The organism is Aureimonas fodinaquatilis (genome assembly GCF_008369445.1).
GTDB classification, from domain to species: Bacteria; Pseudomonadota; Alphaproteobacteria; order Rhizobiales; family Rhizobiaceae; genus Aureimonas; species Aureimonas fodinaquatilis.
Window position 1 is genome coordinate 716,255 of sequence record NZ_VTWH01000001.1, and the last position, 25,014, is coordinate 741,268.

25 protein-coding genes are annotated in these 25,014 nt (G+C 57.7%); 6 read left to right on the forward strand and 19 right to left on the reverse strand.

Annotated elements, in window-relative coordinates; genetic code table 11:
• Window position 1: 1 nt before the first annotated feature.
• Complete coding sequence (locus tag FPY71_RS03445; RefSeq protein ID WP_149297655.1) at window positions 2-1,378, forward strand: aspartate aminotransferase family protein; 1,377 nt, start codon at window positions 2-4, stop codon at window positions 1,376-1,378.
• On the opposite strand, the gene FPY71_RS03450 is transcribed toward FPY71_RS03445, so the two are convergent.
• Window positions 1,375-1,845, reverse strand: coding sequence for an Lrp/AsnC family transcriptional regulator (locus FPY71_RS03450; protein WP_149297656.1), 471 nt, complete (start codon window positions 1,843-1,845; stop codon window positions 1,375-1,377). The genes FPY71_RS03445 and FPY71_RS03450 overlap by 4 nt on opposite strands.
• A gap of 123 nt (window positions 1,846-1,968) precedes the next feature.
• Between FPY71_RS03450 and FPY71_RS03455 the strand changes: the two genes are divergently transcribed.
• Complete coding sequence (locus tag FPY71_RS03455) at window positions 1,969-4,329, forward strand: 1-deoxy-D-xylulose-5-phosphate synthase N-terminal domain-containing protein (protein ID WP_149297658.1); 2,361 nt, start codon at window positions 1,969-1,971, stop codon at window positions 4,327-4,329.
• Window positions 4,330-4,346: 17 nt separating this feature from the next.
• On the opposite strand, the gene FPY71_RS03460 is transcribed toward FPY71_RS03455, so the two are convergent.
• From FPY71_RS03460 to FPY71_RS03485, 6 genes are read right to left on the reverse strand one after another with little or no spacing between them, the layout of a single operon-like run.
• Window positions 4,347-4,940 carry a nucleotidyltransferase family protein gene (locus tag FPY71_RS03460; protein ID WP_149297660.1) on the reverse strand — a complete coding sequence of 198 codons (594 nt, stop codon included), beginning with the start codon at window positions 4,938-4,940 and terminating at the stop codon, window positions 4,347-4,349.
• Between the two features lie 3 nt (window positions 4,941-4,943).
• Window positions 4,944-5,978: an XdhC family protein gene (locus FPY71_RS03465; RefSeq protein ID WP_149297662.1), complete on the reverse strand. Its 1,035-nt coding sequence runs from the start codon at window positions 5,976-5,978 to the stop codon at window positions 4,944-4,946.
• A 15-nt stretch (window positions 5,979-5,993) separates the two neighbouring features.
• Complete coding sequence (locus tag FPY71_RS03470; protein ID WP_149297664.1) at window positions 5,994-6,434, reverse strand: SRPBCC family protein; 441 nt, start codon at window positions 6,432-6,434, stop codon at window positions 5,994-5,996.
• Entirely contained in the window at window positions 6,425-8,818 is a 2,394-nt protein-coding gene (locus FPY71_RS03475; protein ID WP_149297666.1) for a xanthine dehydrogenase family protein molybdopterin-binding subunit, read from the reverse strand. The genes FPY71_RS03470 and FPY71_RS03475 overlap by 10 nt, the downstream gene beginning before the upstream one ends.
• On the reverse strand, window positions 8,815-9,303 hold the full coding sequence (locus FPY71_RS03480) for a (2Fe-2S)-binding protein (protein ID WP_149297668.1): 489 nt from the start codon (window positions 9,301-9,303) through the stop codon (window positions 8,815-8,817). The genes FPY71_RS03475 and FPY71_RS03480 overlap by 4 nt, the downstream gene beginning before the upstream one ends.
• Window positions 9,300-10,178, reverse strand: a complete 879-nt coding sequence (locus FPY71_RS03485; protein WP_149297670.1) for an FAD binding domain-containing protein — start codon at window positions 10,176-10,178, stop codon at window positions 9,300-9,302. The genes FPY71_RS03480 and FPY71_RS03485 overlap by 4 nt, the downstream gene beginning before the upstream one ends.
• Window positions 10,179-10,337: 159 nt before the next feature.
• On the opposite strand from FPY71_RS03485, the gene FPY71_RS03490 reads away from it, so the two are divergent.
• On the forward strand, window positions 10,338-10,973 hold the full coding sequence (locus FPY71_RS03490; protein WP_246160111.1) for a TetR/AcrR family transcriptional regulator: 636 nt from the start codon (window positions 10,338-10,340) through the stop codon (window positions 10,971-10,973).
• A gap of 5 nt (window positions 10,974-10,978) precedes the next feature.
• Here FPY71_RS03490 and FPY71_RS03495 read toward each other — a convergent pair whose 3' ends face one another.
• The 8 genes from FPY71_RS03495 to FPY71_RS03530 form a co-directional block, all read right to left on the reverse strand.
• Window positions 10,979-12,598, reverse strand: coding sequence for a copper resistance CopC/CopD family protein (locus FPY71_RS03495; protein WP_246160112.1), 1,620 nt, complete (start codon window positions 12,596-12,598; stop codon window positions 10,979-10,981).
• 64 nt (window positions 12,599-12,662) lie between these two features.
• Window positions 12,663-13,193, reverse strand: a complete 531-nt coding sequence (locus tag FPY71_RS03500; protein ID WP_149297674.1) for a YcnI family copper-binding membrane protein — start codon at window positions 13,191-13,193, stop codon at window positions 12,663-12,665.
• Between the two features lie 106 nt (window positions 13,194-13,299).
• Window positions 13,300-13,908 carry an SCO family protein gene (locus FPY71_RS03505; RefSeq protein ID WP_149297676.1) on the reverse strand — a complete coding sequence of 203 codons (609 nt, stop codon included), beginning with the start codon at window positions 13,906-13,908 and terminating at the stop codon, window positions 13,300-13,302.
• Between the two features lie 3 nt (window positions 13,909-13,911).
• Entirely contained in the window at window positions 13,912-14,439 is a 528-nt protein-coding gene (locus FPY71_RS03510) for a copper chaperone PCu(A)C (protein WP_149297678.1), read from the reverse strand.
• A gap of 202 nt (window positions 14,440-14,641) precedes the next feature.
• A complete protein-coding gene (locus FPY71_RS03515) occupies window positions 14,642-15,028 on the reverse strand; it encodes a hypothetical protein (protein ID WP_149297680.1) in 387 nt (128 codons plus the stop codon).
• Between the two features lie 100 nt (window positions 15,029-15,128).
• Window positions 15,129-15,287: a DUF2474 domain-containing protein gene (locus FPY71_RS03520; protein ID WP_149298645.1), complete on the reverse strand. Its 159-nt coding sequence runs from the start codon at window positions 15,285-15,287 to the stop codon at window positions 15,129-15,131.
• Window position 15,288: 1 nt separating this feature from the next.
• A complete protein-coding gene (cydB, locus tag FPY71_RS03525; RefSeq protein WP_149297682.1) occupies window positions 15,289-16,296 on the reverse strand; it encodes a cytochrome d ubiquinol oxidase subunit II in 1,008 nt (335 codons plus the stop codon).
• Window positions 16,297-16,299: 3 nt separating this feature from the next.
• The gene (locus FPY71_RS03530) at window positions 16,300-17,739 is read right to left on the reverse strand and encodes a cytochrome ubiquinol oxidase subunit I (protein WP_149297684.1); all 1,440 of its coding nucleotides are present in this window, start codon (window positions 17,737-17,739) and stop codon (window positions 16,300-16,302) included.
• Window positions 17,740-18,088: 349 nt separating this feature from the next.
• Here FPY71_RS03530 and FPY71_RS03535 point away from each other — a divergent pair, with 349 nt between their 5' ends.
• Together FPY71_RS03535 and FPY71_RS03540 are read left to right on the forward strand one after the other, a co-directional pair.
• The gene (locus FPY71_RS03535) at window positions 18,089-19,423 is read left to right on the forward strand and encodes an ATP-binding protein (RefSeq protein ID WP_246160113.1); all 1,335 of its coding nucleotides are present in this window, start codon (window positions 18,089-18,091) and stop codon (window positions 19,421-19,423) included.
• Window positions 19,413-19,946 (forward strand): response regulator transcription factor, encoded by a 534-nt coding sequence (locus tag FPY71_RS03540; protein ID WP_149297685.1) that lies wholly within the window; start codon window positions 19,413-19,415, stop codon window positions 19,944-19,946. The genes FPY71_RS03535 and FPY71_RS03540 overlap by 11 nt, the downstream gene beginning before the upstream one ends.
• A 9-nt stretch (window positions 19,947-19,955) precedes the next feature.
• Here FPY71_RS03540 and FPY71_RS03545 read toward each other — a convergent pair whose 3' ends face one another.
• The 4 genes from FPY71_RS03545 to groES form a co-directional block, all read right to left on the reverse strand.
• Window positions 19,956-20,495, reverse strand: a complete 540-nt coding sequence (locus FPY71_RS03545) for a glyoxalase superfamily protein (protein ID WP_149297687.1) — start codon at window positions 20,493-20,495, stop codon at window positions 19,956-19,958.
• A 270-nt stretch (window positions 20,496-20,765) separates the two neighbouring features.
• Window positions 20,766-20,951, reverse strand: a complete 186-nt coding sequence (locus FPY71_RS03550) for a CsbD family protein (RefSeq protein WP_149297689.1) — start codon at window positions 20,949-20,951, stop codon at window positions 20,766-20,768.
• A 216-nt stretch (window positions 20,952-21,167) separates the two neighbouring features.
• Window positions 21,168-22,799, reverse strand: a complete 1,632-nt coding sequence (groL, locus tag FPY71_RS03555) for a chaperonin GroEL (RefSeq protein ID WP_149297691.1) — start codon at window positions 22,797-22,799, stop codon at window positions 21,168-21,170.
• Between the two features lie 72 nt (window positions 22,800-22,871).
• Window positions 22,872-23,168, reverse strand: a complete 297-nt coding sequence (gene groES, locus FPY71_RS03560) for a co-chaperone GroES (protein WP_149297693.1) — start codon at window positions 23,166-23,168, stop codon at window positions 22,872-22,874.
• Window positions 23,169-23,452: 284 nt separating this feature from the next.
• On the opposite strand from groES, the gene FPY71_RS03565 reads away from it, so the two are divergent.
• Window positions 23,453-25,009, forward strand: a complete 1,557-nt coding sequence (locus FPY71_RS03565) for an FAD-dependent monooxygenase (protein WP_149297695.1) — start codon at window positions 23,453-23,455, stop codon at window positions 25,007-25,009.
• Window positions 25,010-25,014 lie beyond the last annotated feature (5 nt).

The following is a 25,014-nucleotide window of genomic DNA, read 5'->3' on the forward strand; positions in this document are numbered from 1 at the left end:
GATGAGCCAGATACCGAATTCGCTGCATGGGCAGGATATTGCCAACATTCTGCACCCCTATACCAATGCTGTTCGGCATCAGGAGGTCGGGCCGATCGTCATTGAACGCGGAGAGGGCATTCGCGTTTATGATGACACCGGCAAGGACTACATTGAAGCCATGGCCGGGCTGTGGAGTGTTGCCGTTGGCTTCAGCGAGCCGCGGCTTGTGGAGGCAGCGACCCGGCAGCTCAATGCGCTGCCCTATTACCACACGTTCACTCACAAATCGAACGAGCCCTCCATCCGGCTTGCCGAGCGGCTGGTGGCCATGTCGCCCGCACGCCTGTCCAAGGTGTTTTTCACCAATTCCGGCTCGGAAGCCAATGATACGGTGGTCAAGCTGCTCTGGTATTACAACAATGCCATGGGGCGGCCGGAGCGCAAGAAAATCATCTCGCGCAGACGCGCCTATCACGGCATCACCGTGGCATCGGGCAGCCTGACAGGCCTGCCGGTGAACCAGCAGGATTTTGACCTGCCAATTGCCGGTGTTCGTCACCTGACATGTCCGCATTTCTACCGCGAGGGCAGGGAAGGCGAAACCGAAGAAGCCTTTGCCAAGCGTCTGGCAGATGAGTTTGAGGCGCTGGTGCTGGCGGAAGGGCCGGAGACGATTGCCGGTTTCATCGGCGAGCCTCTGATGGCTGCCGGCGGCGTTGTGCCTCCGCCCGCAACCTACTGGCAGAAGATGCAGGCTGTGTGCCGCAAATATGGCATCATGCTGGTGGCGGATGAGGTTATCACCGGATTTGGCCGCCTTGGCCGCACCTTCGGCTCGGATTATTACGGCATCGACCCCGATATTATGGTCGTGTCGAAGCAATTGACCTCCTCCTATCAGCCGCTCGCAGCGGTGTTGATCAGTGATGAGCTGTTTGAGGGTGTGGCGGCCAACAGCGCGCGCATCGGCATGTTCGGCCATGGCTTCACCACCAGTGGTCACCCAGTCGCAACGGCAGTGGCACTGGCCAATCTGGACATTATTGAAGAGCGTGGCCTGGTGGCGAATGCTGCTGCCATGGGGGAAATCCTGCAAAAGGGCCTTGCAAGCTATGCCGACCATCCGCTGGTTGGCGAAGTTCGCGGCGCAGGGCTTATTGGCGCTATCGAGCTTGTTTCCGACAAAGCCGGCAAGACGCCGTTTGATCCGGTGGGCAAGGCTGGCCGCTATCTGTTCGAGCGGGGCCATGAGCATGGGCTGATCATTCGCGCCATTGGCGATACGATTGCCTTCTGCCCGCCATTGATCATCACGCAAAGCGATGTGGCGGATATGCTCGCACGGTTCGGCCGCGCGCTGGATGATACGGCGACCTATCTTCGCGCCGGAGCCTAGCCGATCGGCAGGGCCTCCGAGCGCTTGACCTGACCCAGTGCAAAGCTGGTTTCAATCGACGCAACATTGTCCAGTCGGGTCAATTTGTCTTTCAGGAAACGCTCATACGCTTCCAGATCGGCAGAAACGATGCGCATCAGATAATCGCGCTGGCCAGTCATGAGGTAGCAATCCACCACCTCGGGCCAGCGTGCAACAGCCTCGGCAAAACGGTCGAGGTCTTCCTCTCGCTGACGCTCCAGTTTGATGGAGGCAAAAGCGCTGATCGGCAGCCCTACTTTCTTCTGATCCACAATGGCGGTGTAGCCCTTTACGATTCCAGCCTGCTCCAGCAGGCGGACGCGGCGTGCGCAAGGCGAGGGCGACAAGCCAACCTTTTCCGCCAGTTCGCCAATGACAATCTTGCCATTGGCTTGCAAGGCACGCAGAATTTTTCGGTCTATCAGGTCTAGGTTGTTATTTGGCACGATTTCTCATCCAATGCTCAATCATTGGTTGTTATAGCCAATATTTCCATTTTGAGAAGGCAAGTTTGGTCGCTTTCGTCCTGTGTTGAGTTTTATAATAACGCAGCAAATGGGGAGAGTTGAATGAGCGACCTGAAAATCCTGACAGAGCTGGAACGCAAGGTTCTGTGGCTGGCGACATGGATGATTCACAATGCCAACCACCTGCGGTCCAATGAAGACGGCCTCAAGGTCGGTGGGCATCAGGCCTCTTCAGCCTCGATGGTCACCATCATGACCGCGCTGTATTTCCACGCTTTGCGGCCGGAGGACCGCATTGCAGTCAAGCCGCATGCCAGCCCGGTTTTCCACGCTATCCAGTATTTGCTGGGCAACCAGCCGCTGGCCAAATTGCAGAGTTTTAGGGCCTTTGGCGGCGCGCAGTCCTATCCCTCTCGCACCAAAGACACGGACGATGTGGATTTTTCCACCGGATCGGTTGGGCTGGGCGTTGCCCAGACGCTGTTTTCAGCGCTGGTGCAGGACTATGTCGGCGCGAAAGGCTGGTCGAAAAACCAGCCAAATGGGCGCATGGTGGCGCTGGTTGGCGATGCTGAAATGGATGAGGGCAACATCTTTGAGGCCCTGCTGGAAGGCTGGAAACACGGGCTGAAAAACACCTGGTGGGTGGTGGACTACAACCGGCAAAGTCTGGATGCCAATGTGCGCGAAGGGTTGTGGTCGCGTTTCGAGACCATGTTCCGCAACTTTGGCTGGGATGTTGTGGTGCTGAAATATGGCCAGTTGCAGCAGGCCGCATTTGCCGAGCCGGGTGGCGAACGATTGCGAGAGTGGATTGATGCCTGCCCGAACCAGCTTTACTCTGCGCTGACCTATCAGGGCGGAGCAGCCTGGCGCAAGCGGCTTCAGGAAGATCTGGGCGATCAGGGTGCGGTGTCACAGCTTTTGGAAAGACGCAGTGACGATGAATTGTCGGCACTGATGAACAATCTGGGTGGCCATGATCTGGCTTCCATGCTGGACGCTTTTGAACAGGCCCGGACCCATGAACGGCCCGTCTGCTTCATTGCCTATACGATCAAGGGTTTTGGCCTGCCGCTGGCCGGACACAAGGACAATCACGCCGGGCTGATGACCGGCGCACAGCTTGAAACCTTGCAGCAGAGAATGGCGGTGCGGCCCGGTCATGAGTGGGAGCCCTTTGAGGGTCTGGCGATCGCTCCGCAGGCGGCCCAGGCATTTCTGCAATCTGTGCCATTCATCCAGCGCGGCCCGCGGCGCTATGAAGCCCCGGCAATTACTGTGCCGGAGCAACTGGATTTTTCGGCACAGGCCACGATGTCCACACAGCAGGGTTTTGGCCTTGTCATGCATGAAATTGCCAAGTCGGATACGCCCTTTGCCAGCAGGGTGGTGACAACCTCGCCCGATGTGACTGTTTCGACCAATCTGGGCGCATGGGTCAACCGGCGAGGATTGTTTGCCAAGGAAGCAATGGCTGATCTGTTCCGGGCAGAGAGGGTGCCTTCCACATACAATTGGGCATTTTCTCCAAACGGCCAGCATATGGAACTGGGCATTGCCGAAATGAACCTGTTCATCATGCTGTCGGCGCTGGGCCTGTCCCATTCGATTTTTGGCGAAAGGCTTCTGCCGGTTGGCACCCTGTATGACCCTTTCATCAAGCGCGGCCTGGATGCGCTGAACTATGCCTGTTACCAGGATGCGCGTTTCATGCTCGTGGCAACGCCTTCCGGGGTAACGCTGGCACCGGAGGGCGGAGCGCACCAGTCCATTGCCACGCCATTGATCGGCATGGCGCAAGATGGGCTGGCCAGTTTTGAGCCGGCCTTTGTTGATGAGCTGGCAACGATGATGCGCTGGGGCTTCGACCATATGCAGCGCGATGGTGATGGCGAGGAAAAAGGTGGCTCGGTCTATTTGCGGCTTTCCACTCGGGTGATCGAGCAGCCAAAGCGCATCATGACACCGGAATTGCAGAACGACATTGTTGGTGGCGGCTACTGGATGCGCAAACCGGGTCCGAATGCGCAGGTGATTGTTGCCTATAGCGGGGCCGTTGCGCCGGAGGCTATCGAAGCCGTGGGAATGATGGGTGAAGACCGCCGCGATGTTGGTTTGCTTGCGGTGACGTCTGCGGACAGGCTGCATGGTGGCTGGACTGCGGCGCAGCGCGCACGCCAGACGGGTTCAGGCGCTGCAAGCAGCCATGTTGAACAATTGCTGGCTGACATACCGCCACACTGCGCCATTGTTAGCGTGGTGGATGGCCACCCGGCAACGCTGGGCTGGCTGGGCGCTGTGCATGGCCACCGCACCCGCGCATTGGGTGTGGAGCATTTTGGCCAGACCGGCAGGATTGCCGATCTGTACCGCCATTATGGCATTGATGCTGCCGGAATTGCCGCCGCTGCACAGGCCATGACGCCGGGCAAACCAATTCGCCATTTGCGCGCGGTGTAGTCTGGGGCATTGCCCGTTCAAGTGATCGCAAGACCACCGGGATCGGCCCTTGTGTTGCAGGCTTCCAGCTGGTCCCGCGTATCAATGTCGGGCAGTGCGCTGGCCGGTAGAATAACCTTATGCACAGTGTCCAGTCCGGCAAGATATTTGCGTGCGCCCTTGTCTCCGGTCATTGCGCACAAGGCAGGGAAATGAGCTTGCGAAAACGCCACCGGCGGCATCACAGTCTGGCCGTTGCTGGCCGCTGCCGGGGCATCATCACAAGCAGATAAAACGGCGGCAAGATTGGCCGCGCTGACAAAAGGCATGTCGGCCAGAGCAATGATAATCCGCTCCGCGCCCAGTTTCTGCGCGTGGGAAACTGCGCAGGACATGCTGCCTGATTGCTGAGTTTCGGGTGGCACGGTCAGAATTTCAAAACCACATGCGCTCAAAACTGCGCCAACTTGTGGATCGGCAATGGTGGCAATGTGCCAGTTTGCTGCCACTGCAGCCATAGCGCGGGCCGCATGCACGCACAATGGCAGGCCGCGAAACTCTGCCAGCAGTTTGTTGTCCGGGCCAAAGCGGGTGGAAGTGCCTGCTGCCAGTAATATGGCTGCGGTGCGCATCAGTCAGGCCTCACTGGCCGCAGCATCGCGATAGCGGCCAATATCCTTGCTGGGAAGCAGGCTGGTTGGCGGTGTTTCGCCGATTTTCTGCATTTTTTCCAGAATTTCGGCCAGGACTGAAACCGCCAATGTGCGCGGATCCCGGGCGGAGCGAACAAGACCGATCGGCCCGTGCAACCGCGCAAGCTCCACCGGGCTGACACCGCGCCGCACCAGCTCGCGGAGCCGGGTTTCACGTGCCTGCAGGCTGCCTTGCGCGCCAATGTAAAAGGCGTTTGTGCACAGCAATTGCTCCAATACGGGAATTTCCCGCTCATGCTCATGGTAAAACAGGGCGGCGGCGGTGTGTTGGTCAACGGTAATAAATTCCGGAAAACCGGATTCGTGAATGCGCTGGATGCGCAAGCCGATGTTCTGCGCGCCGAGCAGCGTTTCCGCGTCATGCGACATCAGCACGGCGCTGTAATGTGCAGCGTGCAGCAGCCCGGCGAAGATGAGCGCTTCTGTGCCTTTGCCAAAGATCAGAAACCGCGTTTCCGGAACGATGCGCACGTGAAACAATCCGTCATGAAAGCCAGTCTGGCGCTCCATCGCAATATGACTAAGGCCGGTTATGACGTTAAAGGCCAGCGCGAAACTTTGCCGTGTTTCGTGAAGGTTGTGCGCCTGCTGCAACCTGGGCAGCGACGGGCGCGGCACAAGCAGAATTTCCAGCCCGCCACCGCAGGGCAGAACGATGTCAAAAAATGGCGAGCCCTTGCCATAGCGCAATGTAACCGGGTTCCCGCTCTTCAAAGCCTTTTTGGCATGGAGGGCCAGATCCGCCTCCACACAGCCAGATGAAAGACTGCCCACCTGCTGGCCATTGGCCAGAAATGCCATCATGGCGCCGACCGGGCGATAGGATGGGCCATCCACCGCAGTGATGATTGCCAGAACGCCATTGCCATCATGCGCTGCAAGCTCTGCCAGCGGTGCGCCGACATCCAGCAAATACAATGGCAGAGGGTGGGAAGAGGAGCCGGACACGTGCGCCACTTTCAGATTGTCGCTTTAAGAGTTCAACCTATGGCTGAAATTTGTGAAGAATTCCTGAGCCAGCTTGTTGGTGGTGGACTGGATCAGGCGGCTTCCCAGAGATGCAAGTTTGCCGCCAAGTGCCGCATCCGCAGTGTAGCGCAGGATCGTGCCGCCCTCGGCAGGTTCAAGCTCCACCCTAGCAGAGCCCTTGGCGTAGCCTGCCACACCGCCAGAGCCTTTGCCAGTCAGCAGGCAGGAGTGCGGTGCGTTGATGTCGGAAATTTCCACATCACCTTTGAACTGCGCGGAAACAGGCCCGATCTTGAGCTTGACCGTCGCGGCAAAGGCATTATCGGCTGTCTGCTCCAGGGCGGTGCAACCCGGAATTGCCTCTGCCAGAACAGCGCTGTCAAACAGTGCCGCCCAGACAACCTCAGGCGGCTGGTCAAGCTGGTGGGTTCCGGTCAGTTCCATTCATCATTCCCTTTTTGAGTGCCAACGCCCAGAGCGGCAAGAACGCGGGCCGGGGTCATCGGGGTTGTGGTCAGGCGCGCGCCAAAAGGCGCAAGCGCATCATTGATTGCGTTCATCACCGCAGCGCCGGATGCCGCAGTCCCAGCTTCCCCGACACCTTTTGCACCCAGCAGAGTATCTTCCGTCGGGGTTTCCACATGGCCAATTTCCATGTCGGGCATTTCACAGGCCATTGGCACAAGGTAGTCGGCCAACGAGCCATTCAACAGTTGCCCATTCTCGTCATAAAGGCATTCTTCAAACAGGGCTGCGCCAAGCCCTTGAACCACACCCCCGCGTATTTGCTCGTCCACCAGCAGCGGGTTGATAATGCGGCCGCAATCTTCCACCACCCAGTGTTTCAGCAGCTTGACCAGCCCGGTCTCAACATCCACCTCGACCAGTGACGCCTGAATTCCGTTGGTGAAACCGAATGGAAAACCTGATGGGGCAAAATGCCGGGCCACGGTCAGGGAAGTGTCCAGGCCTTGTGGCAGCGTGTCCGGCCGGTAAGTGGCAATGCGGCCAAGTTCTGCAAGGGACAGGCGCTCTGTCCCCGTTTCAGCCTCGACCACGGCGCCATTGCGCAGCGCCAGCCTGTCTGGCGTGGTCTGAAGAATTCCGGCGGCAATGGCGGTGATCTTGTCTGCAAGGTCGCGCCCGGCACGCAAAGCGGTTTCGCCGCCAATGCCCGCCCCACGACAAGCCCATGTTGCCCCGCCAGAGGGCGTCGCATCCGTATCGCCCGTTGTGACCTTGACCTGCTCGGGCGCAACGCCAAGCTGGTCGGCAACAATCTGCGCAATAATGGTTTCAGTGCCCTGGCCCTGCTCGGTAACGGAAATGGCGCAATGCACCTCGCCACCGGGCGTCAGGCGCACAATCGCGCCATCCTGCGCGGAAATGCGCGCTCCGCCGACGCCATAAAATGCTGCGCCGGGGTTGGTTATTTCCACAAATGTTGCCAATCCGATGCCACGATGAATGCCTTTTTGCCGCAGCGCTGCCTGCTCCTGCCGCAGGGTGTCATAGTCCATCATGTCATGCAGCTTTTGCAGGCACTTTTCATGACTGAGCTTTTCAAACCGGTAGCCGGTTGCCGAGGCGCAAGGGTAGCTGTCGTCACGCAGAACATTGCGTGCGCGGATCTCGAACGGGTCGATGTTCATTTCCCGCGCCGCCTGGTCCAGCAGCTCTTCCGTAACCATGCAGGCAACCGGGTGCCCGACGGCGCGGTACTGGCTTGTCTGCACCTTGTTCTGAAACAGCACAGTCAGGCGGCCATGGTAATCGGCCATTTGATAGGGCGCGCCCATGAGCCGGAATGCCTGGTTGCCCTCCACCACAGACGTGCGGGGATAGGCGGAAAACGCGCCAATGGGTGCGTGATCCTCGACCTCCATAGCCAGAATTGCGCCATCGTCATCCAGCGCCATGCGCGCCTTCACATGGTGGTCGCGGGCATGAATGTCCGTCAAAAAACTTTCCAGCCTATCAGCAACAAAACGCACCGGGCGGTGCAGGGCCATGGCGGCGGCAACAGCGGCCATTTCCTCATTGTACAAATGCAGCTTCATGCCAAAACTGCCGCCAACATCCGGCGCAATGACCCGCACCTTGTTGTCGGGCAGGCCGAAGTGGCGTGCATAAATGTCCTGAAACTGAAAAGGTGTCTGGGTGCCGTGGTGCACGGTCAACTGCCGGGCAGCAGGGTCATAATCTGCCACAATGGCGCGCGGCTCCAGCGTCACCGCTGTATGGCGACCACTGGCATATGTGCCCTCCACCACATGTGAAGCGCGGGCGAATGCCGCATCAAAGCCCGCTGTCTTCAACGTGTTGCGAAAGCAGATATTGTTTTCCAGCCCTGGAGCGGCGGGCGCCGTCTGCGGGTCCATTGCCGCTTCCACTCCGCAAACCGGCGGCATTTCCTCCAGATCAAACAGAATGACCTCGCAGGCGTCCTCCGCCTCGGCGCGGCTGTGCGCCACAACCATGGCAACGGGGTGTCCTGCCCAGAGGACTTCGCCCTCTGCCAATATATTCTGCGGTGCAGACACCATGCCGGCAAAGTGGTCCAGATGGCTGGTCCAGGGCTGGCACTTCGGGTTCAAATCTGCCGCCGTGTAAACCGCAACAACGCCCGGCATTGCTAAAGCGTCTGCCGTGTCGAGCGCAACAATTTTGCCGCGTGCCATAGGGCTGCGCAAAAAGGCTGCGTGCAGCATGCGCGGCAATTGCAGATCCGTTACATACTGGCCCCGCCCTGCCAGATGGCGAAGGGCGTTTTGCCGTCTTGTCGCACGGCCAATATGCCCGGAAGAAGCTGGACGATCCGCCCTCATGCTGCGCCCCGCGCTGCTTGCTGACGCTGCGTTGCCGTGGCGGCAATGGCGTCAACAATGGCTTCATAGCCAGTGCAGCGGCAGTAATTGCCCGACAAGGCTGCGCGTATGCTTTCCCGGTCCGGCACAGCCTCGCGCAGCAAAAGTGCATGGGCGCTGATCAGCATGCCGGATGTGCAATAGCCGCACTGCAGCGCATTGCGTTCGTGGAAACTGGTTTGAAGATCGCGCAGCAGACCCTGTTCCGCCAGACCCTCGATGGTCTGTATCTCTTCGTTGGCAGCCTGTACTGCCAGCACTAGGCAGGAATTGACTGGCTGTTCATTGAGCAGCACCATACACGCACCGCAGACGCCCATTTCACAGCCGGTGTGGGTGCCGGTCAGCCGCAAACGATCGCGCAGAAAGTCGGCAAGGCTGGTTCGAGGCTCAACAAGATCGGCGATCCGCTCGCCATTCACGGTCAGCTCTACCGGCATTTTCATGCTGCGCGCTCCTGTTGTTCGGGTGCTGCAAGCTGGGTCAGCATGCGGCGCAAAAGCACCTGCGCCAGATGCAGCCGCACGGCACCGGGCATCGTCACATCATCATCGGGGGCGATGTCGTCTGCCAGCGCTGACACCGTGCCGGCAATTGCGTTTTCCGACAAAGACAGGCCGACCAGTGCGTCCTGCGCGGCCTGCGCCCGCATGGGGGTTGGCCCGACCGAGTGCAGGCAGATATCTGCGGCAGTTACGACACGGGTTTCAACCAGCAACCTTATGGCCGCACCAACCAGCGCAAAATCGCCATGGCGGCGAGCAATCTCGTCAAAACTGCTGATGCAACCCGCTGGGGAAGGGGGAATGGTAATCGAAACCAGTATTTCCCCCGGCTTCAGCGCCGTTGTGTACAGGTCTTGAAAAAATGCGTCTGCCGCAACCTCACGCGTGCCATTTGGCCCGGCTATTTCAAGAACACCGTGCGATGCGCGCACCGCTGCCGGAAACTCGGATGCCGGGTCGGCCAAAACCATATTTCCGCCAAGAGTGGCGCGGTTGCGGATGGATGTGTGTGCAACAAAGGGGGCGGCCATGGACAGCAATGGCGCATGGTCTGCCACCAGTTTGTCTTGTCGCAAAATTTCGTGCCTTGTCATTGCACCAATGCGCAAGCCGGCGGGAGTGAGGACTATGCCGCCAAGCTCGGCGATGCCGGAAATATCAATCAACAAAGCCGGGGCCTGCAGTCGCAGCGCCAGCGAGGGCAGAATGCTCTGACCACCGGCGAGATACAGTGCCTCACCATCAAAGCCGGAATAAATATCCATCGCCTGCGCAATGCTGCTGGCACGCTGATAGTCGAATGGCGGTGATTTCATCCGGCAATTGCTCCGTGGTCAGGCCGATGCAATTTGTAACCATTTGGTTATAAGTTGCATGTCGGGTCAGATCATGCAAGTACAAATAACCGTTTGGTCACTTTTACCATCGCCTGAAACGGTCTAGAGGGTGTTGATGAAACCTGATGGAGCCGGGACATGGACCAGCCATTGCGCCAGCGGCAACGCAAGAACATGCGGGGCGAGGAGCGGGAACAGCACATCCTGGAAGGTGCCGTGCGCTTTTTTGCCGAATGCGGGTTTGACGGCCAGACGCGAGAGCTGGCCAAGCGGCTTGGCATTTCACATGCGGTGATCTACCGGCATTTCGACAGCAAGGAAGCCTTGATCGAGCGGGTGTATGAGCATGTCTATACCAGCCGCTGGCAGGCCGAATGGCAGGACTGGATCATTGATCGCAGCCAGCCGCTGGAAAACCGGATGGTGCGTTTTTACCAGGCTTACGCCGCTTGCGTGTTTGAATATGAATGGGTGCGGATATTCATTGCGTCCGGCCTGAACTCCTATGGCTTGCCCCAGCGCTATCTGGACATTGTCCGCACGCGCATCATTCTTCCGGCCATAGCTGAAATGCGCCAAGAGCTGAACCTGCCGCAGCATGCACCGCAAGAGGCGGAGGAAGAATTGTTCTGGGCGCTGCATGGCGGCGTCTTTTACATGGCCATCCGCAAATATATTTACGAAACAAAGGTCACAGACGATGTTGAGGCGGCTGTGACCCGCACGGTCAAGGCGTTTTTTGGCGGTGTGCCTGCCATTTTCAGGGCCGGGTAGCTGAGCTATTTGCGCAGGTCTATTGCGCCATCCAGTTTCAGCAATTCAAAGTCTGAAACCAGAATATCCAGCCGGATTGACCAGTGTCCGCCAACCGGCAATGTCAGATCGTCCACCCGCCATGTGCCATCCCCCGGCTTTACGGCAGATCGGGTAATTGCATCAATGCCTGCTGCCTCGTTCATGAACCGGACTTGCAACTCCTTTGCATCCAGCGGGCCGAAATCTGCCGTCATGATAACAATGCTGGCGTCTATCGGGCCGGCACGGCCGGGTGTCAGGGTAATATCTGCCATGGCCTCTGCGCTGTGCACATGAGCATAAGCCGGCATCGCAGCCGCCTCATCCAGCGCACGAGGCGGTGGTGTGAAGCGCCAAACAGCAGCAACGGCCAGAATTGCAACAACCAGCACAATTTCACACCTTAAGGATTTTCGCAGGCTTGCCGTTGCTGTCAGATTGCCCTGCGTTACCTTGTTGGTCAGGCGATAGCGATTATAAGCCGCTGCGCCAGACAAAAACCCCAGCAGGGCAAGCTTGGCAAGCAGCACATTGCCATAGGCGGTGGCCCACAACGCATCGACACGGCCAAGCTGTATGACGGCAAGAAACAGGCCAGACGCCAGCAACGGAACCAGTGCATAGGGTATGATGCGGGAGAAGCGTTGCAGCGTTGAAACCGCTGCTGGCGAGGCAGAGGCAAACGCCACGCGCAGCGGCAGAAGAGCACCCGCCCAGAAAGCAATGCACACCGCATGAACAAAAACTGCTGGTGCTGTGAGCCATTGCGGTGAGGCTGCACTGGCATGGCCGCTGGAGCCCAGCGCCAGACCAACGCCGATCATCGCCGCCATTGCCAGAAACCTGTTCCAGAGCGAGCCTGAAGACAGAGCGCAAAGACCGGCCAGTAAAGCCGGGACTGCAATCAGCACCGTATTGCCGAAGCTTGTGCCCAGTCCGGTCTGCCAGAAAAGCCCGGCGCCCAGACTGGAAATTGGTGCTCCCAGGGCGTCCAGCCCTTGAAGGCCAACGGAAAGAAACGCGCCTGCCAGACCCGCCAGAATGCTGCCTGCCAGAACAGGCCGAAGCTGCGGTGAACCGCTGCCGAACCAGCGCACAAAGAACGCACCGCCGATGCCGAAGAAAAGCCCGATATACAGCGCCACCTTGCTGGCCCAGATCGCCATCCGAACCGGCCAGTCGATTTCATCGGCGATTTGCGGAGGTGTACTGGGTGCGCCAATGGAAAAAATCGATGAGCCGCCAACCGGATGGCCGTCCTGTGCAACAATTCGCCAGTTCAGCACATAGGTTCCATTGCCCAGATTGTCGGGCGCAGCAATGCGCAGGGTGGAACCTTGCAGGGTGATATCGCTCAAAACATCGCTGCCGCCATCTGGCCGCAGCAGTTTGATCACCAGAGGAGAGGTGGGTTCGCTGAATGTCAGGCTGAAGCCGGGCGGAGCGGTTTCCACCATCGCACCATCTGCCGGATCGACACTGACCAGAGATGCGTGCGCAGAAGCCTGACCGACAAGAGCAGGCCAGATGGCGAGAAGACAAAGCAAGGTGCTCAGCGCAAAAATGCGCCAGCGACCTGAATTCAGCTTCAACAAAAGCGGCACGGGCAACACTCCCCTCGACAGTACAAAGACACGCGGGCGGCAAAGCCCGCGTGCCTGCTTGTTGTTACGACTTTGCCGGAAGCAGCATCACACCCGGGGCCGGGCTTTCCAGCTCATGCGGATCCTGTCCATCAGCCGGCAGTTCGATCCAGCGTTCTGCTGCACCGTCGGGGCATTCCTGAACCACTTTGAAGTACAGGGTTGTTCCGGGTTCCAGACTGTCAGTCAGATAGGCGCGAAGAACGAACTCGTCATACTCATCATCCGCCAGGCTGCCGCCACCCCAAATGACCTCCTTGACGCCTTCGGTCATGGGTGTGCCGTAGTAATCATAGGCCCGCTCATATTCGCCGCGCTGCTTTTCAACGGTCCAGCCTGCCTTAGGCTGCGGCTTTACCGAAATAACACCCTCGGGAATTTGTACCCGAACGGTGTTGGTGGGCTTGCCCTCACAACCATGCCCGACACGAAAAACCGCCTTGTAACCGGAGGCAACTGCAGCCTCCTGCTGCTCAAGCGTGATGTGCGCAGAAGCCTGCAGCGTGCCGAATGAAACCAGTGCAACAGTTGACAGTATAAGATTGAATTTTTTCATGGTTTTCTCTCTGTAAAATGGACGCAGATTGCCGTTGCCGCGTGGCTACCCGAAACCGGGGCGGCCGCAGCGCAGCTGTCCTGCGTGAATGGTATTGAAGGTCTTGCTATCTGCCGGCCAGCAGGCGCAATTTCTCCATTCGTGTTTGCTTTTGCTCTTCGTAGGAAATCGTGCTGGTGAATCTGCCGTTGGAATCCATGAGGTATGTGGTTGCCGTATGGTCCATGGTGTAATCACCGCCGTCGATCGGCACCTTCCGCGAAAACACGCGGTAGGTTTCGCTCACTGCCTCGATCTCTTCCGGTGTGCCGGTGAGACCGGTAATGCGCGGGTCGAAGGATTGCAGGTAGCGTTCCAGAGCCTCCGGCGTGTCCCTCTCAGGATCGACGGTGATGAACAGCACTTTCAAATTGGCGGCGTCATCTCCCAAGGATTGCAGCGCGTCCGTCATCTCCCACAAAGTCGTGGGGCAGACTTCCGGGCAGAAGGTGAAACCGAAAAACACCGCAAAGGGAGAGCCCCTAAGGTCCTGATCGGTCAGCCTTTCGCCCTGATGAGTTGTCAACTCGAACGGACCGCCGATACTGGCAATCGTTTCGTCAACCACCAGACCGCGAGGCGCTTCCGCCTTTTGGAAAAAACCGAGCGATATGACCGCCAACGCCACCGCACTGACGGCAAATGTCAGCAATGGAACCAGCCTTGATCCACGCATGATTTAGCCGCCGTGCTGGCCGTGGCCGCTGCCATGCCCGCTTTCCGGCTGCGCGCCCATGGCTTCGACCGCAAATTCAACGGCCACTTCACCGGCATGTTCAAAAGTCAGGGTGCCAGCGAAGTTTTCGCCTTTGCGCGGCGGCTGTTTCAACTCCATGAACATGAAGTGGAATGAGCCGGGCTTGAGGGCAACTTCACCACCGGCCGGAATTTCCACGCCGTCGCTCAGCGGCCTCATGGTCATAACGCCTTGCTCATTGACCGACATTTCGTGAATTTCAGACTTACCGGCAATGTCGGCTGAAACCGCCACAAGGCGATCAGCCGTTCCGCCATTGTTGCGAATGGTCACATAACCACCTGCAACCCTGGCACCCGGAGGCGTTTCTCTGGACCATGGGTGGTCCACCTCAATATCACCGCTTTTGAAATCATGGGCCTGAGCCATGGGAATGTTTGCCACAGGCAGCAGCGCCATAAGGGCGGCACCCGCCAGAAGATGCGGCAAGCGAAGCGCTTGGATGTTCATGAGTTAAACTTTCAGCTTCATTTCAGATCGCTCATGCGTGCCACACAGGGCGGCGGGACGATCAGAATCGATTGTGTTCGAGAGAATATCCCGGCTGGAGCATTTTGCGTTGGAACGACATCGTTTCAAAAGCAATTCAATGCGCCAGAACAAGGGTTTAACGCGCAACAGGTGACCGCGGGATCACGCGAAGCGCTTTGCCTCAAACGCTGAAAGGTGGCGCGCGCGGACTGCCCGGATTGTAATCGGGCTGCGGTGTGCTGGCTTCACTTCGCGCGGGAAACGCGATCAGCCGGGGAAAGGGCTCAAATGCCTGGACCGAGCCGCTGTTTCCAGTGGCAGCCAGTGCCTGAACAAACATGCCGCAGCCAAGGGTGCAGCAATTCGGCAGATTGCTGTGTGGCTGATCGGAACTGCCGGTGTGCTGGTCAGTGCTGGTGATGCAAAGTGGGTTGCCGAATGCATCCAGACGCGAACTGTCCGGCCCGACACCATGGGCCCATGCGCCGGCCACAGACTGGAGAACAAGCATGTAGGCCACGACCAGCGCGACCCATAAACGATGCACATTTCCACGTGAGTTCAGCACAGTGCTGTTTGCCCTTGTCCGGTGCAGCCCATTTCCGGCTGTGTGTAGCTGACTTGCTGTTTCCTGGCAATCTCGGCGCGCGCTGCCAGCCTGCGTTCGCTCACAGGCTCAAACCCGCAAGCTTCATCAGAAAACGGAACAGATAGGCCACCGTGCCAAGGGCCGTAACGCTGACAACCCAGATCAGCACAAGCCAGCCCACCCGTTTGACCCAGGATTTGGGAGCTGTGGATGTTCGTTGAAGCGGGACGCGCGCCATATCAATGATACCCATCGCCAACTTTGACCTTGCCGCGGAAGACATAATAGGACCACGCAGTATAGGCCAGAATGATCGGGATGATGAACAGCGCGCCCACCAGCGCAAAGCCCATGCTCTGCGGCGGTGCGGCTGCTTCTCGTATGCTGATGTCCGGCGGTATGATGTTGGGCCACAGGCTTATGCCAAGCCCGCTATAGCCCAGAAACAGCAGGAACAGGGCCAGCAGAAACGGTGCGGAATGCGGAGTGCCCTTAAGCGATTTCAGAATTGCCCAACTGGTCAGCAACACCAGAATTGGCACTGGCGAAAACAGAATGATGTTCGGATAGCTGAACCAGCGGGCGGCAATATCCGGGTGCGCCATAGGCGTCCACAGGCTGACAATGCCGATCACCACCAGAAGAACGAATGTCACCGGTTTGGCCAGCGCAATCATGCGTTCATGCAAAGTGCCTTCGGTTTTGATGATCAGCCAGGTGGACCCCAGCAATGCGTAGGCTGCCACCAGCCCGAAACCGGTGAAAAGGCTGAAGGGTGTTATCCAGTCCAGCACGCCGCCAAGATAGGTTGGCCCGTCGGTCTCAAAGCCATTGAGGAAAGCGCCCAGTGACACGCCCTGAAAAAATGTTGCGGCATAGGACCCGCCCATGAAGGCATAGTCCCAGAACGGCTTGTGATGTTCATCGGCCTTGAACCGGAACTCAAACGCCACCCCCCGGCAGATCAGGCCAAGCAGCATGAAGGCCAGGGGCAGGTAGAGTGCAGTGAGAATGATGGAATAGGCCAGTGGAAACGCCGCCATCAACGCCGCGCCACCCAGCACCAGCCACGTCTCGTTGCCATCCCAGACGGGCGCAACCGTGTTGACCATGACATCCCGGTCATCTCTGTCGGGCACAAACGGAAACAGAATGCCGATCCCAAGGTCGAAGCCGTCCATGATGACATACATCATCAGCCCGAAAGCAATGATGACAGCCCAGACGACTGGCAGGTCAATACCCATTGCTCATTCTCCTTTGTCAGAGCCGTGCGAACCGGGGGCGCCAACATCATCCGGGGCGGCGGAAAGCGGACGGGAGGGCCGTCCTGCATTCTGGCGCGCATTGGCTTCCGCTGGCTCGTCCTCGTGAATTTCAGGGCCTTTGCCCACCAGCTTGAGCATGTAAGTCGTGCCAATTCCAAAAATGAAGAAATAGGAGATGATGAAGATGATCAATGTAACGCTCATTGTCAGAGCGGAGTGGTTGGACACCGCATCGGCTGTGCGCATGACGCCGTAGACAATCCACGGTTGGCGGCCGATTTCCGTTGTGTACCAGCCGGCCAGAATGGCGATCAGGCCGGAAGGACCCATCCACACCGCAAAGCGCAGAAACAGACGGTTGGCATAGAAGGAACGCCGCCACCGCAGCACCAGGCCGGAAAAGCCCAGAAGCAGCATCAGCATGCCAAGCCCGACCATGATGCGGAAGCTCCAGAACACCACAGTGGAGTTCGGCCTGTCTTCCGGGGCGAATTCCTTGAGCCCGGGATACTGACCGTTCCACTCATGCGTGAGGATCAGCCCGCCAAGATTGGGAATTTCGATCTTGTAGCGCGTCGTTTCGGCTTCCATGTCCGGCCAGCCAAACAAGATCAGCGGCACGCCCTCACCGGGCGTATTTTCCCAATGGCCTTCGATCGCGGCGATTTTTGCCGGCTGATATTGCAGAGTGTTCAAGCCGTGCTGGTCGCCAATGAAAACCTGCAGAGGCGCCACCGCCAGCACCATCCACATGGCCATGGACAGCATTTTCCGCACGCGGGCATTGTCGTTGCCGCGCAGCATGTGCCACGCGCCTGACGCGCCGACAAACAGTGCTGTGGAAAGAAATGCCGCCACCGTCATGTGCGCCAGACGGTAGGGAAATGACGGGTTGAAGATGATCTCGAACCAGTTCACCGGCACAACGATGTTGTTGACGATTTCAAAGCCCTGCGGCGTCTGCATCCAACTGTTGGAAGCCAGAATCCAGGTCGCGGAAACCAGCGTGCCAAGCGCCACCATGATGGTGGAAAAGAAATGCAGCCCCGGGCCAACCCGGTTCCAGCCGAACAGCATGACGCCGAGAAAACCGGCCTCCAGGAAAAACGCCGTCAGCACTTCATAGGCCAGCAAGGGGCCGGTGACACTGCCTGCGAAGGCGGAAAAATAGCTCCAGTTCGTACCGAACTGATAGGCCATGACCAGGCCGGACACCACGCCCATGGCAAAGTTGACAGCGAAGATCTTGGACCAGAAGTGATACAGATCGCGGTAGATCGGGTTTTTCTTCCACAGCCAGAGGCCTTCCAGCACAGCCAGATAGCTGGCCAGACCAATGGTGATGGCGGGAAAAATGATGTGGAAGGAAATGGTGAAACCGAACTGGATGCGCGCCAGCTCAAGCGCCGTCAGGCCAAACATGTCGCTGATCCCGTTTCTGGTATTTCCAGTAGCCGCATATGACTGGCATCTCCTGCTTTACTGGAACTGGTCTAACAGATGGCAAACTGCCACGCCCTTGGACAGAATGTCCAATGGTAAGAGTGCCGCCAGCAAATTACCGCTGAATCATCAAAAGATGAACAACAGGCATGGTGAGCGCAAATGGTTCCCGGGTCGCTGGATGTGAAAAAGCCAACAGACTGGAAAGGTATGTTTCGGACATTTAAAAGCTGGATCAGACGCTATTTCTGGCTCTGGATTGCCTATCAGACATTGAAAGGCCTTGCGACAACAACACTGATCTGGGTACCGATGGCTTATCTGTATTTTGCCCGATAGCGGGTGGGTCGATGATGAGGCGGCAGCACGGAGCGGCACCATTTCAATTCAGGACACCACGGCCAGAAAAAACCTGCTGCTTCTGATCCAGCTTCGCTGGATAGCCGTGTTCGGGCAGGTTGCCACAATAGCCTATGTTCATTATTGGCTGGGAATTGCGCTGCCCCTTGCGCAAATGGGCATGGTGGTTGTTTTTCTGCTGCTGCTCAATGCGCTGAGCCTGCTGCGGTACTGGCGGTCGGGCAGTGTTTCCAACACCGGCCTTTTTCTTGAAATGCTGCTGGATGTGGCCGCGCTGACATTGCAGCTTTACCTTAGCGGCGGTGCGTCCAATCCGTTTGTCTTCCTGTTTCTGCTGCAGGTCATTCTGGGCGCTGTTCTGTTGAAAGCATGGTCTGTCTGGTCGATTGTGGCCATAACCAGCGCTTGCTTCGTCCTGCTGACATTTTTCTACCGCCCCATCGCAACCGACATGCACCATGGCAGTGCATTTCTGACCATGCACATCCACGGCATGTTTATCTGCTTCGTGCTTGCGGCCTGCCTCCTGGTGTTTTTCATCACCCGGATCAACCGCAATATTGGCGCGCGTGATCAGAGACTGGCAGAACTGCGCCAGCAATCCGCCGAAGAGGACCTGATTGTGCGCATGGGACTTCTGGCATCGGGTGCAGCGCACGAGTTGGGGACACCGCTTTCAACCCTGTCTGTCATTCTTAATGACTGGCGGCGCATGCCGCAATTCAAAGACGACCCGGAACTGGCGCAGGAGCTGTCAGCCATGCAGGGTCAGCTTACCCGCTGCAAAACCATCGTTTCCGGCATTCTGATGTCTTCGGGCGAGGCGCGTGGAGAGGGCACGGTGCGCACCACCGTTAACGGCTTTCTTGACGGGCTGGTGGCTGAATGGAGTGAAAGCCGTCCGTCCACGCAGGTTAAGTATCGCAATATGGTGGCACCGGACCAGCCGATTGTTTCGGACATTGCGCTGAAGCAGGTGCTGTTCAACGTGCTGGACAATGCGTTTGACGTTTCTCCGCACTGGATTGAGCTGACCGCCATGCGCAACAATGGTCATGTTGTCATTGCAATCAGCGATGCCGGACCCGGCTTTGACAATGAAATGCTGGCCGAATTTGGCAGGCCCTACCGATCCAGCAAAAACCGCACCGGAAGCGGGCTTGGTCTGTTTCTGGTGGTGAATGTTTTGCGCAAACTCGGCGGCTCGGTAACCGCCGCCAACCGCCCGGAAGGCGGAGCCATCGTTACGCTGACCTTGCCATTGGCCGCCTTGTCGGCAAAAAGTGTGGCCCATGGAGACTAAGCCGTTTCTGCTGATCGTTGAGGATGACGCAACCTTTGCCAGAACACTTGCGCGCTCTTTCGAGCGCAGGGGGTATCGGGTGGAGATGCGCGAAACGCCGGTCGATGTTGCTGCCTTGCTGCTGGCGGAAACGCCGGACTACGCCGTTGTGGACCTGAAACTGGCAGGAAGCTCCGGCCTGGAATGTATCAGACTGTTGCACACACGTGCGCCGGAAATGAAGATTGTGGTGCTGACTGGCTTTGCCAGCATTGCCACGGCAGTGGAAGCCATCAAGCTTGGCGCCTGCCATTATCTGGCCAAACCCGCCAATACGGATGATATCGAAGCAGCGTTTGAGCGGGCGAGCGGCGACGTTGCCGTTCCGGTGGATGGCCGCCCGACCTCGCTGAAAAATCTGGAATGGGAGCGCATTCACGAGACACTGGTCGCAACCGATTTCAACATTTCCGAGACCGCCCGGCGTCTGGGAATGCACCGGCGCACTCTGGCTCGAAAGCTGGAAAAGCGCCCGGTGCGATGAGCAGTGCCGTCAGGTTTTCAATTCCATGAAGCGAAGATGGTTGCTGAAGGGGTCAATCACCTCAACTTCCAGCCGTGTGCCTTCGTCTCTCAGACCCGGCTTCATATAGCGGTAGTTTTTGCCGGAAAGCTCTTTCTGAAACGAGCGGATGCCGCTCATGTAAACCACCATATTGCCGCCCGGTGTCGCATCGCCCGCATGTTCGGAAAGATGAAGCCTCAAACCACCACGTGATATCTGTGTGTAAAGCGGAAAATTTTCGCCGTAGCGATGTTCCCAATCCACGCTGAAGCCCAGAAAGCCCAGATAGAATTCGTGCGCTTTGGCAACTTCGAATATGCGAACAATCGGCACGGCCTGCTGGAAGCTGATCAGGTCCTTGTCTGGCTCATCTTCCGAGAGCTGGGCTGATAGTATGTTCCAGTTGGCAGCACCAAGCTGCCGCGCAACAATTTCCAGTGCCTCACTGTGCGAAATGTCATGCTGACGAGCGCCAAGTGCCAGTCGCAAGGTTTTGGCCATTGCCTTTGCATCGCGAAAATCGCGCATTTTGTTCCCCGGTTCCGGCGAAACCACTGTCAGTACCTGCATTGCTGACATCTTCGCCTGACAGGTAACAATCAGGAAGACTTCAGATCAGGCATTCGCCATACCCCGAAGGGGCGCAGGTTGCTGGCTGCCTTTTGCCGACAACCTTTATAACGCAATTGACAGAATTGTCAGCCTTATTTGCGGCCGCAAGCCCGCATTTAGCGCTTGAAAAAGCCACCCGGGGCTAAGCCGCCGGGTGGCCAATTCTGGAATGCTGAAAGACGTTGATCAGCGGCCCACTTGATCTTTCACGGCGTCCTTGACCTTGCCGTAATTTTTCTGGGCTTTGCCCTCGGCCTGATCGATTTTGCCTTCGGCCTTCATCCGCTCGCTGCCAACAACTTTGCCAGCTGCTTCTTTGACCTTGCCACCGATTTCCTTGGCGCCGCCCTTGATCTCGTTCTTGTCAACCATTTGGTTTCACTCCTGAATTTTGGGGCCAGCGCTGCTGCTGGCTTCACGAATAAAACTCTCAGGTCCAAGTCCGGTTCCATTTCCAACATTAAAAATTGTTTATGTGAGCAACAAAAAAGGGCCCGGAAAACCGGACCCTCTATTCGTTCAAAGAAGCCATGAACTGAGTGGTGCGTTTCGAATGATCTTTCGATCAACCGCAACGCTCCAACTTTTTTAGAAGTCCATGCCGCCCATGCCGCCTGGCATTGCCGGAGCTGCTGGCTTGTCCTTTGGCACTTCCGCAACCAGAGCTTCGGTGGTGACCAGAAGGCCAGCAACGGAAGCTGCGTCCTGAAGAGCAGTGCGAACAACCTTGGTCGGGTCGATGATGCCGGCCTGAACCAGATCAACATAAGTCTCGCTGTAAGCGTCGAAGCCGAAAGCGCCTTCGTTTTCCAGAACGCGGTTGACAACAACCGAGCCTTCAACACCAGCGTTCTCTGCAATCTGGCGGGCCGGAGCTTCCAGAGCGCGCAGAATGATCTTGATACCAGCCTGGATATCAGGATTTTCGGAAGAGAGAGCCTCAACGGCCTTCTTGGCGCGCAGAAGTGCAGTGCCACCGCCAGGAACGATGCCTTCTTCAACAGCAGCGCGAGTTGCGTTCAGCGCGTCATCAACGCGGTCCTTACGCTCCTTCACTTCAACTTCTGTCGAGCCGCCAACACGGATAACGGCAACGCCGCCTGCCAGCTTGGCCAGACGCTCCTGCAGCTTCTCGCGGTCGTAGTCCGAAGTTGTTTCTTCGATCTGCGCCTTGATCTGTGCAACGCGAGCCTGGATTTCCTCGGAAGTGCCAGCACCATCAACGATGGTGGTGTTTTCCTTGGTGATCTGGATCTTTTCGGCGCGGCCGAGCATGTCCAGCGTGACGTTTTCGAGCTTGATGCCGAGGTCTTCGGAGATGACCTGGCCACCGGTCAGGATGGCGATGTCTTCCAGCATGGCCTTGCGGCGATCGCCGAAGCCAGGAGCCTTGACAGCAGCAATTTTCAGGCCGCCACGCAGCTTGTTGACAACCAGAGTTGCCAAAGCTTCGCCTTCAACGTCTTCAGCAACGATGACCAGCGGACGCGAGGACTGAACAACTGATTCAAGAACCGGCAACAGAGCCTGCAGGTTGGAGAGCTTCTTCTCGTGAATGAGAATGTATGGCTTCTCCAGCTCAGCCACCATCTTTTCAGCATTGGTGACGAAGTAAGGGGAGAGGTAGCCACGGTCGAACTGCATACCTTCAACGGTTTCCAGTTCGAATTCCAAAGCCTTGGATTCTTCAACGGTGATAACGCCTTCGTTACCAACCTTCTGCATGGCTTCAGCAATCTTTTCGCCAACGACCTTGTCGCCATTTGCCGAAATTGTGCCAACCTGCGCCACTTCAGCCGAAGTGGAGATTTTCTTGGAGCGAGCCTGCAGGTCAGCGATAGCTGCTGCAACTGCCAGGTCGATGCCGCGCTTCAGATCCATCGGGTTGATGCCGGCAGCAACAGCCTTTGCACCTTCACGGACGATAGCCTGAGCCAGAACGGTAGCAGTGGTTGTGCCATCGCCAGCTTTGTCGTTGGTCTTGGAAGCAACTTCGCGCAGAAGCTGTGCGCCAAGGTTTTCAAAGCGATCTTCCAGCTCGATTTCACGAGCAACGGAAACGCCGTCCTTGGTGATGCGCGGTGCGCCAAACGACTTTTCGATAACAACGTTACGGCCTTTTGGGCCCAGTGTTACCTTAACTGCGTTGGCCAGAATGTCGACGCCGCGCAGAAGCCTGTCGCGTGCATCGCTTGAGAACTTTACTTCTTTAGCTGCCATGTTGGTGTCTCCCCGGCGTTCCCCAATGGGCCTCGCCGTTTCAAGATTTCAGAAATCGGTTGGTGGCTGTTTTCAGCCAACGATTCCGAGAATGTCGGATTCTTTCATGATCAACAGGTCTTCGCCGCCGATCTTGATTTCAGTTCCGGACCATTTGCCAAACAGAACGCGATCGCCTGCCTTGACGTCCAGCGGGTTGATTTTGCCCGTTTCGTCACGTGCACCAGCGCCAACGGCGATAACTTCGCCTTCCTGTGGCTTTTCCTTGGCGGTGTCAGGAATAATGATGCCACCGGCAGTCTTGGTTTCGGACTCCACGCGGCGCACAACCACGCGGTCATGCAGGGGACGGAAGTTCACGTTAGCCATATCGTCAGACCCTCACTTGAATGGGACGGGCGTTTCTATGAGAAGGCCAAAACCTTTTCAGCATTTCGGCCCTGATGGATTTGGCACTCACCTGAGGAGAGTGCTAACGACCCTCAGATAGGTTGACCCCCTTCAGCTTGTCAATGGCACGGAAAATTTCTTCCTGAATTTTTTCTGAATGGCATTTTGGAACTGCTGTCGCTCGATCCAGCTTGAAAATTCTGTATGTTGCTGCCCTGCCTTTGAGTTTGCGCCCGCGGAAAGGCCCGCGGAAAGGATTGCCGATGCGCGATGAAGTGTTGATAGCAGGAGCAGGGCCCACAGGGCTGACTTTGGCCCTCTGGTTGACAATGCAGGGGGTAAAGGTTCGGATCATCGACAAGGCACCCGGCCCGGGCCAAACCTCGCGGGCCATGGTGGTGCAGGCCCGCACGCTGGAACTTTACCGGCAGGCAGACATGGCAGAAGCTGTTGTGGCCGCGGGACATCCCAACCCGGCGATTAATCTGTGGATCGAGGGCAAACGGCAGGCGCATATTGATTTTGCCGGGGTGGGACAAGCCTTGACGCCCTATCCTTATGTTCTGGTCTATCCACAGGATCAGCATGAAAAAATGCTGGAGGAGCAGCTGGCCCGACGTGGCGTCATGGTTGAGCGGGACACGGCCCTGATCAGTTTTGAGGACAAGGGTGACTGGGTGGAAGCCGTCATTGAAACCACGCCTGGCGAACGCAGCATTGCGCAGGCGCTGTATCTGGCTGGCTGCGATGGTGCGCGCTCTGTTGTTCGCCAGAAATTGAACATTGCTTTTCCCGGCGGCACCTATGACCGATTCTATTATGTTGCGGACGTCAACTTGTCCGGCCCGGTCGCGGACGGGCAGATACACGTTGTTCTGGATCACGCGGATTTTCTTGCACTTCTGTCTTATGGGCCGTCGGGTGAGGCGCGCCTCATCGGCACTTTGCAGGAACAGCCGGGTGTAAAGCCGGAAGACCTGACATTTGCCGATGTGGCCCATCGGGCAATGGAAGGCATGCAGCTGAGCATTGATAAGGTGAACTGGTTTTCCACCTATCGCGCGCATCATCGGGTGGTGGACAGTTTCCGCAAAGGACGCGTTTTCCTGGCGGGGGATGCCGCGCATATCCACAGCCCCGCGGGCGGGCAGGGCATGAACACGGGCATTGGAGATGCCATTAACCTTGCCTGGAAACTGGCCGCAGTTCTGGGCGGCAAAGCCCCCGATCGTCTGCTGGACACCTACCAGTCAGAGCGCAGGGCATTCGCTGTGCAACTGGTGGCAACCACAGACCGTGTGTTCACATTGGCCACGTCGCCCGGCAATCTTGCGCGCTTTGTGCGCACACGCATTGCGCCTCTGGTCGTGCCGCTTGCCGGCAGGCTGGAAAAACTGCGTGAGCGCCTTTTCCGTGTGTTGTCGCAGACAATGCTCAACTACCGGCAGGGACCGCTGAGTGCGGGCGTATCTGGCAGTGTGCAGGGTGGTGAGCGGCTGCCCTGGGTGCACAATCCAAGGCAGGACAATTATGCATCCCTGAACGCCCTAGGCTGGCAGATCCATGTCTACGGCAGGCCGGGCGATGCGCTGCAACATTGGTGCGCAGACAACAGCGTGCCACTGCATGTGTTCGGATGGGATGATACCTGCGCCAATGCGGGATTTGTCAGCGACACCGCCTGCCTGTTGCGGCCGGATACCTACATTGCACTTGTTTGGCCTGCTGCCGAAATTGATGCACTGCAACAGTGGTTGAACGAGCAAGCACTTGATATAACACCCTGGCAAACCGAAAAAACCGGTGATGATGGCGGTTGACGGGG

Excerpts from the sequence above, each read along its gene's own strand:
- FPY71_RS03480 (WP_149297668.1), bottom strand. The coding sequence starts at position 9,303 with ATGAAAATGCCGGTAGAGCTGACCGTGAATGGCGAGCGGATCGCCGAT.
- cydB (WP_149297682.1), bottom strand. The coding sequence starts at position 16,296 with ATGGGTATTGACCTGCCAGTCGTCTGGGCTGTCATCATTGCTTTCGGG.
- FPY71_RS03460 (WP_149297660.1), bottom strand. The coding sequence starts at position 4,940 with ATGCGCACCGCAGCCATATTACTGGCAGCAGGCACTTCCACCCGCTTT.
- FPY71_RS03470 (WP_149297664.1), bottom strand. The coding sequence starts at position 6,434 with ATGGAACTGACCGGAACCCACCAGCTTGACCAGCCGCCTGAGGTTGTC.
- groES (WP_149297693.1), bottom strand. The coding sequence starts at position 23,168 with ATGGCTAACGTGAACTTCCGTCCCCTGCATGACCGCGTGGTTGTGCGC.
- FPY71_RS03500 (WP_149297674.1), bottom strand. The coding sequence starts at position 13,193 with ATGAAAAAATTCAATCTTATACTGTCAACTGTTGCACTGGTTTCATTC.
- FPY71_RS03540 (WP_149297685.1), top strand. The coding sequence starts at position 19,413 with ATGGAGACTAAGCCGTTTCTGCTGATCGTTGAGGATGACGCAACCTTT.
- FPY71_RS03545 (WP_149297687.1), bottom strand. The coding sequence starts at position 20,495 with ATGCGCGATTTTCGCGATGCAAAGGCAATGGCCAAAACCTTGCGACTG.
- FPY71_RS03530 (WP_149297684.1), bottom strand. The coding sequence starts at position 17,739 with ATGTTTGGCCTGACGGCGCTTGAGCTGGCGCGCATCCAGTTCGGTTTC.
- FPY71_RS03505 (WP_149297676.1), bottom strand. The coding sequence starts at position 13,908 with ATGCGTGGATCAAGGCTGGTTCCATTGCTGACATTTGCCGTCAGTGCG.
- FPY71_RS03445 (WP_149297655.1), top strand. The coding sequence starts at position 2 with ATGAGCCAGATACCGAATTCGCTGCATGGGCAGGATATTGCCAACATT.
- FPY71_RS03475 (WP_149297666.1), bottom strand. The coding sequence starts at position 8,818 with ATGAGGGCGGATCGTCCAGCTTCTTCCGGGCATATTGGCCGTGCGACA.
- FPY71_RS03550 (WP_149297689.1), bottom strand. The coding sequence starts at position 20,951 with ATGGTTGACAAGAACGAGATCAAGGGCGGCGCCAAGGAAATCGGTGGC.
- FPY71_RS03510 (WP_149297678.1), bottom strand. The coding sequence starts at position 14,439 with ATGAACATCCAAGCGCTTCGCTTGCCGCATCTTCTGGCGGGTGCCGCC.
- FPY71_RS03455 (WP_149297658.1), top strand. The coding sequence starts at position 1,969 with ATGAGCGACCTGAAAATCCTGACAGAGCTGGAACGCAAGGTTCTGTGG.
- FPY71_RS03520 (WP_149298645.1), bottom strand. The coding sequence starts at position 15,287 with ATGGCGCGCGTCCCGCTTCAACGAACATCCACAGCTCCCAAATCCTGG.
- FPY71_RS03490 (WP_246160111.1), top strand. The coding sequence starts at position 10,338 with ATGGACCAGCCATTGCGCCAGCGGCAACGCAAGAACATGCGGGGCGAG.
- FPY71_RS03565 (WP_149297695.1), top strand. The coding sequence starts at position 23,453 with ATGCGCGATGAAGTGTTGATAGCAGGAGCAGGGCCCACAGGGCTGACT.
- groL (WP_149297691.1), bottom strand. The coding sequence starts at position 22,799 with ATGGCAGCTAAAGAAGTAAAGTTCTCAAGCGATGCACGCGACAGGCTT.
- FPY71_RS03485 (WP_149297670.1), bottom strand. The coding sequence starts at position 10,178 with ATGAAATCACCGCCATTCGACTATCAGCGTGCCAGCAGCATTGCGCAG.